Here is a 15,517-nt window from a genome sequence, read left to right on the forward strand (position 1 = left end):
CGACGCTCCCGGTCCCGGTGTGACAGCGCCCCGCCAGGGTCACACCTCGGCGGCCCGCGTCGTCAAGAGGCTGCGGAAGCCCGGCCGGCCCGTGGACATCCGACGACCCTCCGGGAAAGAGATCATGACACTCACCGAGTTGAACCGAGAAGGCGGCACCCGACCACCAGAGCCGCGGGGAGTCTTCGTCCGCGTCGCGGCCTTCGCCCATCGCCGCCGATGGCTCGCCATCATCCTCTGGACGGCCGTCCTGGGCGGCGTCTGGGCCGCGGCGTCGGCCGCGGGGGACGACTACCGCAACGACTTCTCCCTCCCCGGGACGGAGTCGCAGCGGGCGGCCGACCTGCTGGCCGCGCACGGCGCCGCCCGCGCCGGCGACACCGTGGAGATCGTCCTGCACGACGGCGGCGGCCTGCGCGCGCCCGGTGTCCGGCAGCGCGTGGAGAGGATGCTGGACGACGTCGCGGGACTGCCCAAGGTCGCCCAGGTCCGCAGCCCGTATGCCACCGGCGCGGGCGCCGTCTCCCGGGACGGCACGATCGGCTACGCCACCGTGGCGCTCACCGTCCCGGCGGAGGACATGCCGAAGGCCGACACCCAGCGGATCCTCGACACCGCGCAGCGGGCCGAGGGCGGCGGCCTCCGGGCCGAGCTGGGCGGCGACGCGGCGCGGCTGCTGGCCGAGGGCGGTACCGGCGCCGCCGAGGGCGCGGGCCTGCTGGCCGCGCTGGTGATCCTGGTCCTGATGTTCGGCTCGGTGCTCGCCGCCGGGCTGCCCATCGTCATCGCCCTGTTCGCCGTCGGCTCCACGGTCGGCGGCATCGTCCTGGCGTCGCACGTCTTCACGATCGCCGGCTGGACCCCGCCGGTGATGATCCTCGTCGGTCTCGGCGTCGGCATCGACTACGCGCTGCTGATCTTCGCCCGCTACCGTGCCGAGCTGGTGCGCGGCGCCGGGCCGGAGCAGGCCGCCGTACGGGCGATGGACGCCGCGGGCCGGTCGGTGCTCTTCGCCGGCTGCACCGTCATCCTGGCGCTGCTCGGCCTGGTCGCGTTCGGCCTCGGGTCGCTGCAGGGCATGGCGCTGTCGGTCGCGCTGACCGTGCTGGTCACCATGCTCGCCGCGCTCACGCTGCTGCCCGCGCTGCTCGGCGTCTTCGGCCGCCGCTTCGCCCGCCGGTTCACCCGGCGCGCCGAACGGCGCGCGGCCCGGGGCGCCGCCGCCGAGGGCACCGCGTGGCGCCGGCTCGCGGTCGCCGTGCAGCGGCGCCCGCTGGCCGCCCTGCTCGCGGCGGGCGTGCTCCTCGGCGCGCTCGCCTTCCCGGCGCTGGGCATGCGGCTCGGCTTCTCGGACGCGGGGAGCGACGCGCCGGAGTCCACGAGCCGGCAGGCGTACGACCTGCTCTCCGAAGGCTTCGGGCCCGGGTTCAACGGCCCGCTCCTCGTGGTGACCGACGGCGGCCCGTCCGGCGCCGCGCAGGCCGCGGCCGCGGCGGCCAGGACGCTGAACGGCACCCAGGGCGTCGCCGCCGCCGCGAACCCGGTGCCCACGCCGGACGGCCGCGCCGCGACCGTCCTCGTCTTCCCCGCCTCCGCGCCGCAGGACGAGGCGACCTCCGACCTCGTCGGCGGCCTGCGCGAGGACGTGCTGCCGGAGCTGTCCGCGCGGACCGGGGCGCGGTACCTGGTCGGCGGGGCCACGGCCGCGGCCGAGGACTACGCGGGCAAGGTCGCCGACCGGCTGCCGCTGTTCATGGCCATCGTCGTCGGCCTCTCGGTGCTGCTGCTGATGGCGGTGTTCCGCTCGGTGCTCGTCCCGCTGAAGGCCGCGGTGCTGAACCTGCTCAGCATCGGCGCGGCCCTCGGCGCGATGACGCTCGTGTTCCAGCACGGCTGGTTCGGCGTGGAGCCCGGCCCGATCGTGGCGTACCTGCCGGTGATGGTCTTCGCCATCGTGTTCGGGCTCTCGATGGACTACGAGATCTTCCTGATCTCCCGGATCCGCGAGGAGTGGACGCGTTCCGGGGACGACCCGTCCAGCGCCGTGCGGGAGGGCCTGGCCCACACCGGCTCGGTGATCACCGCGGCCGGCTCGATCATGATCGTCATCTTCGGCGCGTTCATGCTCAGCCCCGACCGGCTGCTCCAGCAGAGCGGCTTCGGCATGGCGGTGGCGATCTTCGTGGACGCGGTCGTCATCCGCTGCCTGATCGTCCCGGCGGCGATGGAGCTGCTGGGCCGCCGCGCCTGGTGGCTGCCGGCCCCGCTGGCCCGGCTGCTGCCGCGAGTGGAAGTGGAACGGCGCTGAAAACCGGCGCACCCGAGCCCGACCCGAGGAGGAGTCCCATGGCGACATCCGAAGCAGCGAGGAACAAGGCGGTGCTGTGCCGCCTCCACGACGCCGTCAGCACCGGCGACGCGGAGACCATATCCAGGATGATCGACGAGGTCGTCGCGCCGGACGTGCGGGTCCGCACGCCGCTGCCGCTCGCGGCCACGGGAGCGGAGGCCATGAAGGAGGTGCTGGCCGTGCTCCTCCGGGCGTTCCCCGACCTGCGCGTCACGGTCGAGGACGTGATCGCCGAGGGGGACAGGGTCGCCTCCAGGAACACGGTGACCGGCACCCACCGCGGCGAGTACATGGGCCTGCCGCCGACCGGCCGGACCGTCACGTACAGGGAGGTCGTCATCGCCCGCTTCGAGGACGGCCGGGTCGCCGAGACGTGGGCGGTCGTCGACGTCCTCGCACAGCTGCGGCAGCTCGGAGCGGTCCCGGCCTGACGGGCGCCGCCCGATTCTGTCGGACGCGGCCCGTAACGTGGGGTGCCTGCCCGACCAGGCCTTCCCGGTACGGAACGAGGGGGAACGACATGAGCGACGGTGACGCGCTGGAACGGCTGCGGGACATCTGCCTTGCGCTTCCGGAGGTGGCCGAGAAGCCGTTCGGCGGGCACACCGCCCCCTCGTTCCGTATCCGGGACAAGCTGTTCACGATGACCAGCGAGGACGGGACGACGATGATGTTCAAGGCCGGGCCGGGCGTGCAGGAGGCGCTGGTGGCCGAGGACCCCGAGCGCTTCTTCGTCCCGCCGTACGTCGGGTCCAAGGGCTGGGTGGGCGCGCGGCTGGACGTCGACCAGGACTGGGACGAGATCGCCGAGCTCGTCGAGGACAGCTACCGGCTGATCGCCCCGAAGCGGCTGTCCGCGCGGATCGAGCCGCGGAGCGGCGAGCCCGGGTAGCCGTCCGCGGGGTCCTCACCGTTGATCGCCGACTATTGCGGCGATCGTCGGCCGCCCCTAGGGTGGACAGGTGTCCAGTCAGGTGACCAGTATGGTCCGGCCGGAGCGCCGGCGCCGTACCGCCCGTCGAGGAGGACCATGGCCATCCGCGTACTGCACGTGGCGACCGGCAACGTCGGCCGGATCGCCCTGTCGCAGCTGATCGAGGACCCCCGCTTCGAGCTGGCCGGGCTGGTCGTGTCGGACCCCGCAAAGGTCGGGAAGGACGCCGGCGAGCTCGCCGGCCTCGGCGTCGCCACGGGCGTGGCCGCCACCGGCGATCTGGACGCGGCCCTGGCCGCACGGCCGGAGTGCACGGTCTACTGCGCGCTCGCGGAGACGCGGATGTTCGAGGCGCTCGACGACGTGCGGAAGATCCTCGCCGCGGGGAGCAACGTCGTCGCCTCCTCACCGGTACCGCTGGTCTACCCCTGGGGGCTGCTGCCGGACGGCATGATCGAACCGATCGAGGAGGCGTGCCGGGCGGCCGGCGTGAGCGCCTTCGTCTCCGGGATCGACCCGGGGTGGATCAACGACCTGCTGCCGTTCGCCATCGCGAGCACCTGCCAGCGGGTCGAGCAGGTGCGCTGCTCGGAGATCGCCGACTACGCGACCTACGACGGCGGCCCGGTCATGTTCGACGTCATGGGTTTCGGCCGGCCCGTCGATGATCTGCCGATGCTGTTCAAGCCGGGGATCCTGGCGGCGGCCTGGGGCGTCAGCCTCCGGATGCTGGCGCGCGGGTTCGGCTTCGAGCTCGACGAGATCACCGAGTGGTTCGAGCGGGAGCCGGCGCCGGAGGCGTTCGACGTGGCCGCCGGGCACATCCCCGCGGGCGGGGTGGCGGCCGTGCGCTTCCAGGTCACCGGCCACGCCGGCGGCAAGGAGGTGCTGGTCGTCGACCACACCACCCGGCTCCGCGACGACCTGCGCCCCGACTGGCCGCGCCCGGCGCAGGACGGCGGCTCCTACCGGGTCGAGATCGTCGGCGAACCGTCGTACCGCGTCGACGTCTGCCCGTCCAGCGCCAAAGGCGACCACAACTACGCCGCGATCGCCGCCGGCGCCGGGCGCATCGTGAACGCGATCCCCGACGTCGTCGCGGCGCCGCCGGGGCTCCGGACCCCGCTCGACCTGCCCTTCAACACCGCCCGCGGCGTCTTCGCCGCGGCGCTGGCCCGCTAGGGCCCCTCACCCAGGGACGCTTACGAGGAAGAGGACGCGAACGATGGGACGTGTGGACGGAAAGGTCGCCCTCATCAGCGGCGGCGCGCGCGGGATCGGCGCGGCGAGCGCGCGGGCGCTGGCCGCCGAGGGCGCCAGGGTCGTGATCGGCGACATCCTCGACGAGGAGGGCAAGGCCGTGGCGGACGGGCTGGGCGGCGCGGCCCGCTACGTCCACCTCGACGTCACGAGCCCCGAGGACTGGGCGGCCGCCGTCGAGACGACCGTCCGCGAGTTCGGCGCGCTGAACGTGCTCTTCAACAACGCGGGCATCGCGAACGGCGCGGCCATCAACCGCTTCAAGCTGGACAAGTGGCAGCAGATCATCGACGTCAACCTCACCGGCCCGTTCCTCGGCATCCGGGCCGCCACCGACGCGCTGATCGCGGCCGGCGGCGGCTCGATCATCAACAACTCCTCCATCGAGGGCCTGCGCGGCACCCCCTGGGCGCACGGCTACGTGGCCTCCAAGTGGGGCCTGCGCGGGCTGACCAAGTCGGTCGCCATCGAGCTCGCCCCGCACGGCGTCCGGGTCAACTCGCTGCACCCGGGTCTGATCCGGACCCCGATCACCGAGGGCATCCCCGACGACATGGTCCCGATCCCGCTCGGCCGCCCCGGCCAGCCCGAGGACGTCGCCTCCTTCGTGGTGTTCCTCGCCAGCGACGAGTCGTCCTTCGCCACCGGCTCCGAGTTCGTCATGGACGGCGGGACCGTCAACCAGATCCCCCACAAGGGCTGACGGCCGCCGTCCAGCGTCCCCTCTTCTCTGCGTACCGTCTCTCAGCGTCCCTTCTCTCTCACTGTCCCTTCGTCGCGGTGAACGTGAACGCGCCCGAGGGCACCGAGTACACGGCGTACTCGCCCTCGGTGCGCAGGAACGCCGCCCTGGCCGGGGCCCGGACGTTCTCGTACCCGCCAGTGGGCAGCCGCACCTCGGCGGTGGTGTTCGCGGGAATGGTGATCCGGAGCTCGAAGCGGTGTCCGGACCTGCTCCACGAGCTGCGGGCGGGGCCCTGCGGGGTGGAGTAGCCGCCCTCGACGTGGCGCAGGTCGCCCACCGGCTTGGGCTGGACGATCAGCCTGCCGTAGGCGGTGGAGCCGGGCGCCTGGCGGATCCCGGCCAGATGCGAGTGGAACCATTCCTCGATCTGGGCGAGGATCATGTGGTTCTTGGAGTCGCCGCGGGTCCAGCGCTCGCCGATGGTGGTCATGCCGCCGGGGTTGGCGGGAGTGGAAGCCATGAAGTACCCGTAGCTCGGCTGGTCGTCCTCCTGCAGCAGGTCCCACAGGACGTCGTCGCGGCCGCCCTCGGCGAGGGCCCGGATGGTGGGGGCCATACCGATGGTGCCGCCGCTGAAGTGCGGGCCGTCACCGTTGGGGTGGAACGCGTACACGAGTTCGACGAGGGCGTCCAGGACGCTCGCGCGCTTGCCGTCGGGCACCAGTCCCGCGTCCAGCGCCAGCGCCTGGGCGGTCTGGGTGGCTCCCGCGGTGCCGCCGTTCCCGGCGGCGGTGTAGCGGCCGAGCGACTCGTTGAAGAACGCCTTGTTGAACGCCTGCTTGATGTCGGCGGCGAGCTTCCAGTACGCGCGGGCGTCGGCGGTGTGGCCGGTCAGCTCGGCCATGCGCGCCATCTTGCTGATCATCACGTGGTAGCCCCAGGTGCCGGTGATGCGGCCCGAGGTCTGGTCGGCGGCGACCCAGTCGGCCAGCGCGGCGTCCACGATGTGCTCGTTCGCGCCGGTGCCGGCCTTCTCGCGCCGGATGTAGTCGACGTACTTCACCATCCGGTCGTAGTACGTGGTCATCGTCCGCGTGTCGCCGTACAGCTCGTACAGGAAGGACGGCACCAGCACGATCGCGTTGCCCCAGTTGATCTCGTCGCCGAAGCGGCCGGAGTAGCCCCAGTCGTACACGGGGGTCTTCAGCGCCACGTTCCCGGCCATGGGGGTGTCGGCGATCGACTGGCCCTCGACCAGGTGCCGCATGGTGGTGCGCATGTACGCGGCGAGGTCGAAGTTCCGGTGGATGGCGCCCATCGGCATGGTGTAGTCGGCCGGGTACGAGAGCTTCTCCCTGCCGGGGCAGTCGGTGAAGACCGACATGATGTTCCCGGCGATGGAGTAGCGCGCCATCTTGTGGATGCGGTTGACGCGCGCGTTCGAGCTGCTGAACGTCCCGGCGTCGGGCGTGTCGGCCTGGAGCCGGACGCCGGTGACGAGCTTCCGGGACGGCTTGTAGCCCTCCGGCAGCCCGGTGACCTGCACCCATTGCATGCCGAAGTAGTTGAAGCGCGGCTGCCAGGACTCGCCGCGCCGGTCGCCGTACGCGGTGTAGGTGTTGAACAGGTCGGTGCCGCGGGATCCGCCGCCGCCCATGAGGGACGCCTGGTCGACGGTGCCGTCGGCCTTGAGCGACTCGGCGGGCGCCACCTTGACCGTCGTCCCGGCCGGGAGCCGGTCCAGGTCGAGCCGGGGCACGCCGACGATGTTCTGCCCGAAGTCGAACACCCAGGTGCCGGGCGCCGGGTTGGTCATCCCGACCGGTGCCAGCTCCTCCTGGACCTTGATCGGCTCGGCGGTCCGGGCGACGAGCCGGGTCGCGAGGTTGGGCGGCGGGGCGATGCCCGCGGCCGTCCAGCCCATGGCCGAGCCGTCGCGGCGCCGGGCCGCCGGGCTCAGGTCGGCGCCCGGCAGGTTCCAGCCGGGCTGCTCGCGGCGGGCGTCGTGGTCCGATCCCGAGTACCAGGCGTCGGTGACCAGTGGGCCCAGGGCGGTGCGCCAGGACCGGTCGGTGACGACGGCGTCGGTGCCGCCGTCGGTGTAGGTGATCTCCAGGCGGCCGATGAAGCGCGGTGTCACCGCGGCTCCGGCGGACGCGTCGCTCGCGGCGATGTTGTTGCCCGAGCCGGTGACCCCGGCCCCGGCCGCGTGCGCGCCCGACAGCGCGGGAGCGAACGTGATGCCGGTCCCGGCGGCGCCCGCGGTGCCGATCGCGGTGATCCGGCGGGATTCGAGGCGGTCGCCGCCGTCGCCGGTGTCGATGTTGATCGTGCCGCCGGCGTGGTAGCCGGCCACGTCGTCGAGCTTCACGGTGGTGGCTCCGGCGGCGGCCGGGGCGGCGAGCGTCCCGTTCCCCTTGAGCTGGCTCTGCCACCAGGAGTACGGCGAGGTGCGGCCCACCGCCGGATTGGTGACGCTGCGGCGCACGTAGGCGGGCCCGTTGCCCAGCTCCACGCCGATGCTGTTGGCGCCGTTCCGCAGGATCCGGGTGAGGTCGTACGTGCGGTACTCGCTGGAGAGCTGGTAGTTGGAGTTGCCGGGCGCCACCACCTCGTCGGTGATCTCGCGGCCGTTGACCGTGGCGTGGTGGAGGCCGACGCCCGACAGGTACAGGCGCGCGTCCGCGACCTTCTTGCCGCGCGGCACGTCGAACCGGCGGGCGAAGATCGGCATGGGCCGGTCCTCGGTACGGCCGGGATGGTCGATCCACCGGGCGGCGCCCCAGTCGCCGGGCCGGAGGAGGCCCATCGACCAGGTGGCGGGCGCCGACCACGGGGACGGGCGCCGGTCGGCGTCCCAGACCCGTACCCGCCAGGCGACCGTCTGGCGGGAGCGCAGGACGCGGCCGAACGCGACGCTCTGCCGGGGGCCGTCGACCCGGCCGGTCCGCCAGATCAGGTCCCCTGCCTTGAGTTTCCGCACGCTCTCGGCGGCCTCGACCTCGTAGGCGGTCTGCCGGTCGCCGGGGCAGGCGGTCCGCGCGCCCGGACGGCGGCAGGGGTGCGAGGCGGCGTGCCGGGTCTCGGCCATCTGCCAGCTCAATGTGGGGCGCGGATCGTCCAGGCCGAGCGGGGAGCCGTGGCGGCCGTCCACGCGGAGATGGACGGCCTCGACGCCGCCGTACCGCCCGCGGGCGCCGGGAGCGGCGTGGGCGCTGCCGCAGAGCGGCACGACCAGGGCCAGGGCCGTGCCGGCGGCGGCCAGCGCGCGTCTGCCGGATGACATGGGGGTCTCCTTCCGGGGGCGTTCGGGCATGCGGCCGCCGCGCTCCGGCCCGGGACGGCCGGGGGACCGTCCCGGGGAAGCGCCTGGAAGCGCCGGGGTGCGGCGGGACCGCTCCTACTTCTCCTTGTAGGCCGCGTCCATCCGGCGCAGGACGGCGTCCGGGCGGGCCTTGCCGGCGAACATGTCCTGGACGCCGGTGAAGTGCGCCTGCTGGACCTTGGGGTTGGGCCAGAGCTGGTCCATGAACGGGACGGTCCTGTTGGCCTTCTGGAAGTCGACCAGCGGCTGCAATGTCGGGTCGAGTTTGAACTGGTCGTTGGGGACGCTCGGCAGGTTGCCGGTGGCGTTCGCGTACAGGTTCATGGCCTCGGGCGTGGCGAGGAAGTCGATGAACCGGCCCGCCAGGCCGGGGTTCCTGGCCTTGGCGTTCATGGCGAAGGCCCCGCCTGCGGCGCCCGGCATGCGCGTCTGGGCGGCGTCGTCGGTGGCGGGCACGGGGAAGAACCCGAACTCGGCCCCCTGCGGGGCCTCGGACTTGACCTGGTTGAGGGTGGAGGTGACCTGGATCGCGGCGACCGCGTCGCCCTTGGCGAGCTGCGACACGGAGGTCTCGAACGAGGTGCCGAGCGGGTCCTTGGAGAAGCAGCCGCGCTCGTTCATCTCCAGGTACTTGTCCATGGCGGTCTTCCACCCGGATCCGGCGAAGGTGGCCGTTCCGGCCTTCATCTTCTGGTCGAAGGCGGGATCGGCGGCGTACACGGTGGTGGGGACCAGCGCGTAGTCGGCGAGCTGGGTGACCCAGTCGGTCTGGTTGCCGAGCGCGAACGCGACCTTGCCCTTGGACTTGGCGGTGTCGCAGAACGCCAGCAGCTCGCGCCAGGTCGCCGGCGGCTTCGCGCCGACCTCGTCCATGGCCTTCTTGTTGTAGAGGCCGCCGATGCCCACGAAGGTGAGCGGGACGATGTAGGTCTTGCCGCCGACCTGCGTCACCGGCCTGATCCCGGGCGGGATCTTCGGCGTCCAGGAGCGTCCGGACAGGTCGGCGAGGTAGCCGGTCGGGGCGAGCACCTCGATGGCGCCGGCGTTGCCGTTGCCGGGCCAGGCGAAGAACACGTCGGGCGCGGTGCCCGACGACAGCTGGGTGCGCAGGGTGCCCTGGTACTGGTCGGTGTCGGAGTACGAGGTGGTGAACTCCACGCCGGGGTTCTTCGCCTTGAACGCCTTCAGCACCGCCTCGGTGCCGGCGCGGTCGGTGGCGACGGCGGCGACGCGCAGGGTGTCCGAGCCGCCGGAGGAGCCGGAGCCGACGCCGCTGCTGCACGCGCCGGTGACGAGAGCGCCCGCGGCGAGGGTGGCCGTGAGCCGGTGAACGGGACTCATCTGGAGTCCTCCTCGGGAGAGGGTTACGGGGTGGTGGGCGGATGCGGATCGGGGTTTGCGGCAAGAGGTTCTGGAGCGCCGAGGTCGCGCGGGGCCGCGGCGCTGAAGCGGTAGGTCCCGGACGCCAGCCGCACGGTCAGCTCCCCGGGGCCGCCGTCGGCGATCTCGATGCCCTCGCGTTCGCGCGGCCCGGCCCCGCCTTCGAGGACGCCGTCCGGCTCGGCCGTGGGAATGCGCAGCGTCGCCCGGGCGCCGGGCGGCACCGTCACGTCCAGGCGCAGCTCCCGCGGCCCGGCTCCGGAGCCGGGCCGGAGCGACCAGCCGCAGGCGAGCGTGCCCAGCGGGGTCTCCTGCCGGGCGCGGGCCCAGGTGAGGCCGCCGCCGACGTGCGGCCGCAGCAGCGGGCGCCGGTACGCGGTCGAGCCCGGCTCCTGGCCGATGCCGGCGACGCCGCCGTACAGCCAGTCGCCGACCGAGCCGAGGCTGTAGTGGTTGAACGAGTTCATCGCCGGGGACTGGAAGCCGTGCTCCTCGGTCCAGCCGTCCCAGCGCTCCCAGATCGTGGTGGCGCCGTGCCGGATCGAGTAGGCCCAGGACGGGAAGGTGTCCTGGTGCAGCAGGGCGTACGCCAGGTCGGCGCGGCCGTGCTCGGCGAGCACCGGGCACAGCAGCGAGACCCCGACGAACCCGGTGGTGAGGTGCCGGCCGCGGGCCTCGATGTCGGCGGCCAGGTGGTCCACGGCGGCGGGGACGAGCCGCTCGGGCAGCAGGCCGAACGCCAGCGCGAGCAGGTAGCCGGTCTGGGTCCCGCCCAGCACGCGGCCGTCGGTCCCGTCGACGAAGGCGTCCGCGAACGCGGCCCGTACGGCCTCGTGGAGGGCGCCGTAGCGGCCGGCGTCGGCGTCCTCCCCGAGGACCCGGGCGGCCAGCGCGACGATCTGCGCGCTGCGCGCGAAGTACGCGGTGGCCAGCAGCTCGCGCGGGGTCTCGGCGTTCACCTGGAGCCAGTCGCCGTAGTGGTTGCCGGTCCGGTGCCGCCACACCAGGCCGGGGTTGTGCCGGTGGACGTGGTCGACCCAGGCGGTCATGGCGGCGTACGAGCGTTCCAGCACGCGGCGGTCGCCGTACGCGAGGTACAGGTGCCAGGGGATGATGACGCCCCCGTCGCCCCAGGCCGGCGCGCCCTCGCGCTCGATGCACAGCTTGGGCGCGACGTCGGGGAACGCGCCGCCGGCGTCCTGGCCGTCGACGACGTCGCGCATCCAGCGGGCGAAGAACGCGGCGACGTCGGCGTTGCGGCAGGCGGTCGGCAGGAACACCTGCGCGTCGGCGAGCCAGCCGAGCCGCTCGTCGCGCTGCGGGCAGTCGGTGGGGACGGACACGAAGTTGCCGCGCTGCCCCCGCACGATGTTGGCCTGGAGGCGGTTCACGGTCGCGTCCGAGCAGGCGAACTCCCCGGTGAACGGGGTGTCGCTGTGCAGCACCCGGCCCACGACGTCCTCGGGCCGCAGGTCGCCGGGAAGGCCGGAGACCTCTGCGTACCGGAAGCCGTGGAAGGTGAACCGCGGCTCGAACACCTCGACCGGCTCGCCGGCGGCGACGAAGACGTCGGTGGCCTCGGCGGTCCGCAGGTTGGCCGTGTACAGCTCGCCGTCGGCGAGCATCTCGGCGTGCTGCAGCCGGACGCGCCGGCCCCGTTCGGCGCCGCGCACGGTCAGCCGCACCCGGCCGACCATGTTCTGCCCGAAGTCGACGATCTGGGGGCCGTCGGGGCGGCCGCCGGGGCGGCGGGTCACCGTCACGGCGGGCAGCTCCTCGGTGACCCGCACCGGCTCGTCGGACGCCGCCCGCAGGACGGCCGTGTCCCGGCCGAGCACGGCGGCCGCGTGCCAGCCGGCGTCGTCGTAGCCGGGACGGTCCCAGCCGGGCAGGGCGTCGCGGGCGTCGACGCACTCGCCCATCAGCAGGTCCGCGTACCTGATCGCGCCGTCGCGCTCCCGCCACCCCTCGTCCGAGGCGATCCACCGCCGGGAGCCGTCGGCGTGGTCGAGCAGCAGCTGCACGATCAGCTGCGGCGCCCGGCCGTAGTGGCGGGCCTGGTGCCGCGAGTCGAACCCGACGAACCCGCTCCACCAGCCGTCCGCGAGCACGGCGCCCAGGACGTTCTCGCCGTCCTGGAGCAGGCCGGTCACGTCGTACGCCTGGTACGCCACGCGCCGGCGGTACTCGGTCCAGCCGGGTGCCAGCTCGGCGTCCCCGACCTTCCGGCCGTTCAGGCGCAGCTCGTAGAGGCCGCGGGCGGCGGCGTAGACGCGGGCCCGCACGGGCCGCGGCCCGTCGAGGCGGAAGGGGCGCCGCAGGTGCGAGCACGGCTCCAGGTGGCGGGTGCGGTCGGTGCGGTCGCCGTCGCGGGGCGGGTCCATGACGGCCCCGGTCTCCGCGTCGCGGCCGATCCACCGGGCGCGCCACTCGTCCGGGTGCAGCAGGCCGCTCTCGAACCACGACTCCGCGCGGCCGGCCGCCGCCCCCGCGGCGTCCCACACCTCCACCCGCCAGTGGTAGCGGGTGCAGGACTGGAGCGGCGGCCCGTCGTAGGGGACCAGGACGCCGTCGCCCGCCTCGCGGCGGCCGGTGTCCCAGATGAGGCGCTCCGTGGCGTCCAGGTCCCGGCGGGCGAGCGCCGCGGTGAGCCGGTACGCGGTCTGGGCGTCGCCCCGGCGGGACGAGCGGAGCCGCCACGACAGGCGCGGGAACGGCTCGTCCAGCCCCAGCGGCGTCTCCAGCATCTCGCAGGTGAGCCCGTACGGGGTCAGAACGTCCCGGGGGAGCGGCTGTGCGTTCGGCAAGGGGAGGGTCATCCTTTCAGTCCGCCGGCGAAACCCTTGATGATGTGGCGCTGCATGAGGAAATAGACGACGAGGATCGGGAGCATCGCGATGACCAGCCCGGCGAACACCAGGTTCCATTGCGAGACGTACTGGCCGATGAAGCCGAAGACGGCCACCGGAATGGTCTGCCGGTCACTGCCGGACAGGTACAGGAAAGGCGTCAGGAAGTCGTTCCAGACGAAGATGGCGTTCAGGATGACGACGGTCCCGGTGACCGGCCGCAGCAGCGGGAACACCACCCGCCAGAACACCTGGAACGGGCTCGCGCCGTCGATGAGCGCGGCCTCCTCGTACTCGCGCGGCACGACCCGGAGGAAGCCTGTGTAGAGGAAGGTCGCGAACGGCACCTGGAGCCCGCTGTAGAACAGCACCAGCGACCACAGCGTGCCCAGCAGGTTCAGGTCCCGGATGGTCTGGTAGAGCGGCAGCAGCGCCAGCTGGAACGGCAGCAGCAGCCCGAGCATCACCAGCGCGAACGCCCAGCGGGACCACCGCGCCGTCACCCGCGCCAGCGGGTAGGCCGCCATGCCGGAGACCACCACGATGATCGCGACGCTGACCACCGTGACCACGACGCTGTTGACGATCGCGCCCGCCAGTCCCGCCTCCCGCCAGGCGTCGGCGTAGTTGCGCAGCGTCGGCGACGTGGTGGGGACGATGATGGACGTGCCGTCCCGCGGGTCCCGCAGCGACAGGTTGACCAGCACGTACAGGGGGAACGCGACGACCGCCGTCACCGCGACCATGATGATCTCGCGCAGCAGGGTGCGCGCGCCGTAGCGGTTCACCGGACCGCCCTCTCCTGGCGGCGGAGCAGCCCGTACTGGCCGCTGGAGAAGACCGCGACGAAGACCGTCAGCACGATCGCCAGCGCCACGCTGTAGGCGTACTCGTTGAACTGGAACGCGTTCTTGTAGATCAGCGTCGACAGCGTCTCGGTGGAGGTGCCCGGGCCGCCGCCCGTCAGCACCCACACTTGGTCGAACAGCTTCAGCCCGCCGATGACCGACAGCATCAGGTTGATCGTCGTCGCGGGCGCCAGGAGCGGCAGCACCACGTGCCGGAACCGCCGCCAGCCGGTGGCGCCGTCCACCGCGGCGGCCTCGTACACCTCCCGCGGGATCCCCTGGAGCCCGGCCAGGAAGATCACCATCGAGTAGCCGGCGAACTGCCAGACGATCACCCCGATCACGCTGCACAGCGCCAGCGCCGGATCGCCCAGCCAGTTGCGCTGCCAGGAGTCCGGGCCGACCGCGGCGATCAGGCCGTTCAGCGCGCCCTCGGGCGCCAGGAGGTACTTCCACAGCGCCGCCGTGACCACCGGCGTCATCACCGCCGGGGCGAACAGCAGGACGCGGAGCACGTTCCGGCTCCGGATCCGGCTGTGCACGCCGAGCGCCAGCGCCAGCCCGATCGCGTTCTGGACCACGGTGACGGCGACCGCGACGATGAGCGTCTGCCGGAGCGCGCCGCGGGCGGCGGGGTCCGCCAGCATCTCCCGGAAGTTCGCCAGGCCGGCGAAGCTCCTGGCGGGGCTGAGCCCGTCCCAGTCGGTGAACGCGAACGTCGCGCCCTGGGCGCTGGGGAGCAGCACGACGAAGCCGTACAGCGCCAGCGCCGGGACCAGGAACCAGGCGGGCGCCCGCCGCCCTCTCCGCCCACGCGCCATCCGCGGCCTCCTCGCGCACGTGGCGGCAGGGTCGCCGCCGGGTCGACCACGAGTGGTCTAGGCAGGGATGATCCGCCCGCGGCGACCCGCCCGGATAGCCCGAAATGGACCAGCAGTAGCACGATGTTCGCTTCGGTCCCGGGCGTTAGGGTGCGGCCATGGACGCACCCCCGGTCGAAGAGCTGAAGGGGCAGGTGTACATCACCGACGGGTCACTGGCCTACGCCGGGCACCACCTGCACGAGGGCGGCCACCCGGTGCACACCCACAGCTTCCTGGAGCTCGCCGTCGTGACCGGCGGCCGGGGAGTGCACAGATCGCTCACCGGCCGCCGCGACCTGGAGGTCGGCGACGTCGTCCTGCTGCGCCCCGGCGTCTGGCACGGCTACGAGGAGTGCCGCGGCCTCGACCTCTACAACTGCTGCCTGAACACCGGCCTGCTGCGGCGCGAACTGGCCTGGACGCGGGAGGACCCCCTCCTCGGCTACCTGCTGTGGAACGGCCCCAACTCCATGCAGCGCCGCGGGATGCTCACCACGCACCTCGACCAGCGGACGCTCGGGGAGTGCGTGGTCCATCTGGACGGCCTGGCCCGGCTGCGGCACGAGCCGCTCGCGCGGCACCGCGGCGACATCATCGGCCGGCTCACCATGTTCCTCAGCCACGTCGCCCGCGCCGCCGCCACCGACCGGGGCGGCGTCCCCGGCGCTGAGGGGCCCGCCCACCCGGCCGTGCTGGAGGCCATGCGCCTGCTGGAGTCCCGGCTCGACCACAGATGGACCCTGGACGAGCTCGCCGAGGAGCTCCACCTCACGCCCCGCTACCTCATCCGCCTGTTCAAGGCCGCCACCGGCCTGCCGCCGATGGCGTACCTCGCGCAGCACCGGGTGGAGAAGGCCGCCCACCTGCTCCTGCACACCGACCACCCCGTCACGCAGATCGCCCAGACCGTCGGATGGGCCGACCAGAACTACTTCGCCCGCCGCTTCAAGGCCCACTACGGGCTGACGGCCACCACCTACCGGCAGCACTTCACCCATCCGTCGAGACGGCTGTAGCCGGACG

General features: G+C 73.1%; 11 protein-coding genes. 6 read left to right on the forward strand and 5 right to left on the reverse strand.

The window, feature by feature from the left end:
- The first annotated feature begins 139 nt into the window (after positions 1-139).
- From AB0881_RS01260 to AB0881_RS01280, 5 genes are all read left to right on the forward strand, one after another.
- Positions 140-2,308, forward strand: a complete 2,169-nt coding sequence (locus AB0881_RS01260) for an MMPL family transporter (protein WP_366613344.1) — start codon at positions 140-142, stop codon at positions 2,306-2,308.
- 38 nt (positions 2,309-2,346) lie between these two features.
- Complete coding sequence (locus AB0881_RS01265) at positions 2,347-2,781, forward strand: ester cyclase (protein ID WP_366613346.1); 435 nt, start codon at positions 2,347-2,349, stop codon at positions 2,779-2,781.
- Positions 2,782-2,870: 89 nt separating this feature from the next.
- The gene (locus AB0881_RS01270; protein WP_366613348.1) at positions 2,871-3,242 is read left to right on the forward strand and encodes an MmcQ/YjbR family DNA-binding protein; all 372 of its coding nucleotides are present in this window, start codon (positions 2,871-2,873) and stop codon (positions 3,240-3,242) included.
- Positions 3,243-3,380: 138 nt separating this feature from the next.
- Positions 3,381-4,466 (forward strand): dihydrodipicolinate reductase, encoded by a 1,086-nt coding sequence (locus tag AB0881_RS01275; RefSeq protein ID WP_366613350.1) that lies wholly within the window; start codon positions 3,381-3,383, stop codon positions 4,464-4,466.
- A gap of 43 nt (positions 4,467-4,509) precedes the next feature.
- Positions 4,510-5,247: a glucose 1-dehydrogenase gene (locus AB0881_RS01280; protein ID WP_366613352.1), complete on the forward strand. Its 738-nt coding sequence runs from the start codon at positions 4,510-4,512 to the stop codon at positions 5,245-5,247.
- 58 nt (positions 5,248-5,305) lie between these two features.
- Here AB0881_RS01280 and AB0881_RS01285 read toward each other — a convergent pair whose 3' ends face one another.
- From AB0881_RS01285 to AB0881_RS01305, 5 genes are all read right to left on the reverse strand, one after another.
- Positions 5,306-8,515 (reverse strand): family 78 glycoside hydrolase catalytic domain, encoded by a 3,210-nt coding sequence (locus AB0881_RS01285; protein WP_366613354.1) that lies wholly within the window; start codon positions 8,513-8,515, stop codon positions 5,306-5,308.
- Between the two features lie 114 nt (positions 8,516-8,629).
- The gene (locus AB0881_RS01290) at positions 8,630-9,895 is read right to left on the reverse strand and encodes an extracellular solute-binding protein (RefSeq protein ID WP_366613356.1); all 1,266 of its coding nucleotides are present in this window, start codon (positions 9,893-9,895) and stop codon (positions 8,630-8,632) included.
- A 23-nt stretch (positions 9,896-9,918) separates the two neighbouring features.
- On the reverse strand, positions 9,919-12,741 hold the full coding sequence (locus AB0881_RS01295; RefSeq protein WP_366613358.1) for a family 78 glycoside hydrolase catalytic domain: 2,823 nt from the start codon (positions 12,739-12,741) through the stop codon (positions 9,919-9,921).
- Between the two features lie 8 nt (positions 12,742-12,749).
- Positions 12,750-13,571, reverse strand: coding sequence for a carbohydrate ABC transporter permease (locus AB0881_RS01300; RefSeq protein ID WP_366613360.1), 822 nt, complete (start codon positions 13,569-13,571; stop codon positions 12,750-12,752).
- Entirely contained in the window at positions 13,568-14,452 is an 885-nt protein-coding gene (locus tag AB0881_RS01305; protein ID WP_366613362.1) for a sugar ABC transporter permease, read from the reverse strand. Before AB0881_RS01305 ends, AB0881_RS01300 begins: the two co-directional genes overlap by 4 nt.
- 158 nt (positions 14,453-14,610) lie before the next feature.
- Between AB0881_RS01305 and AB0881_RS01310 the strand changes: the two genes are divergently transcribed.
- Positions 14,611-15,510 (forward strand): AraC family transcriptional regulator, encoded by a 900-nt coding sequence (locus AB0881_RS01310; RefSeq protein WP_366613364.1) that lies wholly within the window; start codon positions 14,611-14,613, stop codon positions 15,508-15,510.
- Positions 15,511-15,517 lie beyond the last annotated feature (7 nt).

Origin of the sequence: Spirillospora sp. NPDC029432, from assembly GCF_040703975.1 — a bacterium.
Lineage (GTDB): Bacteria > Actinomycetota > Actinomycetes > Streptosporangiales > Streptosporangiaceae > Spirillospora.

Bases quoted from the DNA above. Each gene is read 5' to 3' on its own strand.
- AB0881_RS01265 (WP_366613346.1), top strand. From the start codon at position 2,347: ATGGCGACATCCGAAGCAGCGAGGAACAAGGCGGTGCTGTGCCGCCTC.
- AB0881_RS01270 (WP_366613348.1), top strand. From the start codon at position 2,871: ATGAGCGACGGTGACGCGCTGGAACGGCTGCGGGACATCTGCCTTGCG.
- AB0881_RS01275 (WP_366613350.1), top strand. From the start codon at position 3,381: ATGGCCATCCGCGTACTGCACGTGGCGACCGGCAACGTCGGCCGGATC.
- AB0881_RS01280 (WP_366613352.1), top strand. From the start codon at position 4,510: ATGGGACGTGTGGACGGAAAGGTCGCCCTCATCAGCGGCGGCGCGCGC.
- AB0881_RS01285 (WP_366613354.1), bottom strand. From the start codon at position 8,515: ATGTCATCCGGCAGACGCGCGCTGGCCGCCGCCGGCACGGCCCTGGCC.
- AB0881_RS01290 (WP_366613356.1), bottom strand. From the start codon at position 9,895: ATGAGTCCCGTTCACCGGCTCACGGCCACCCTCGCCGCGGGCGCTCTC.
- AB0881_RS01305 (WP_366613362.1), bottom strand. From the start codon at position 14,452: ATGGCGCGTGGGCGGAGAGGGCGGCGGGCGCCCGCCTGGTTCCTGGTC.
- AB0881_RS01310 (WP_366613364.1), top strand. From the start codon at position 14,611: ATGGACGCACCCCCGGTCGAAGAGCTGAAGGGGCAGGTGTACATCACC.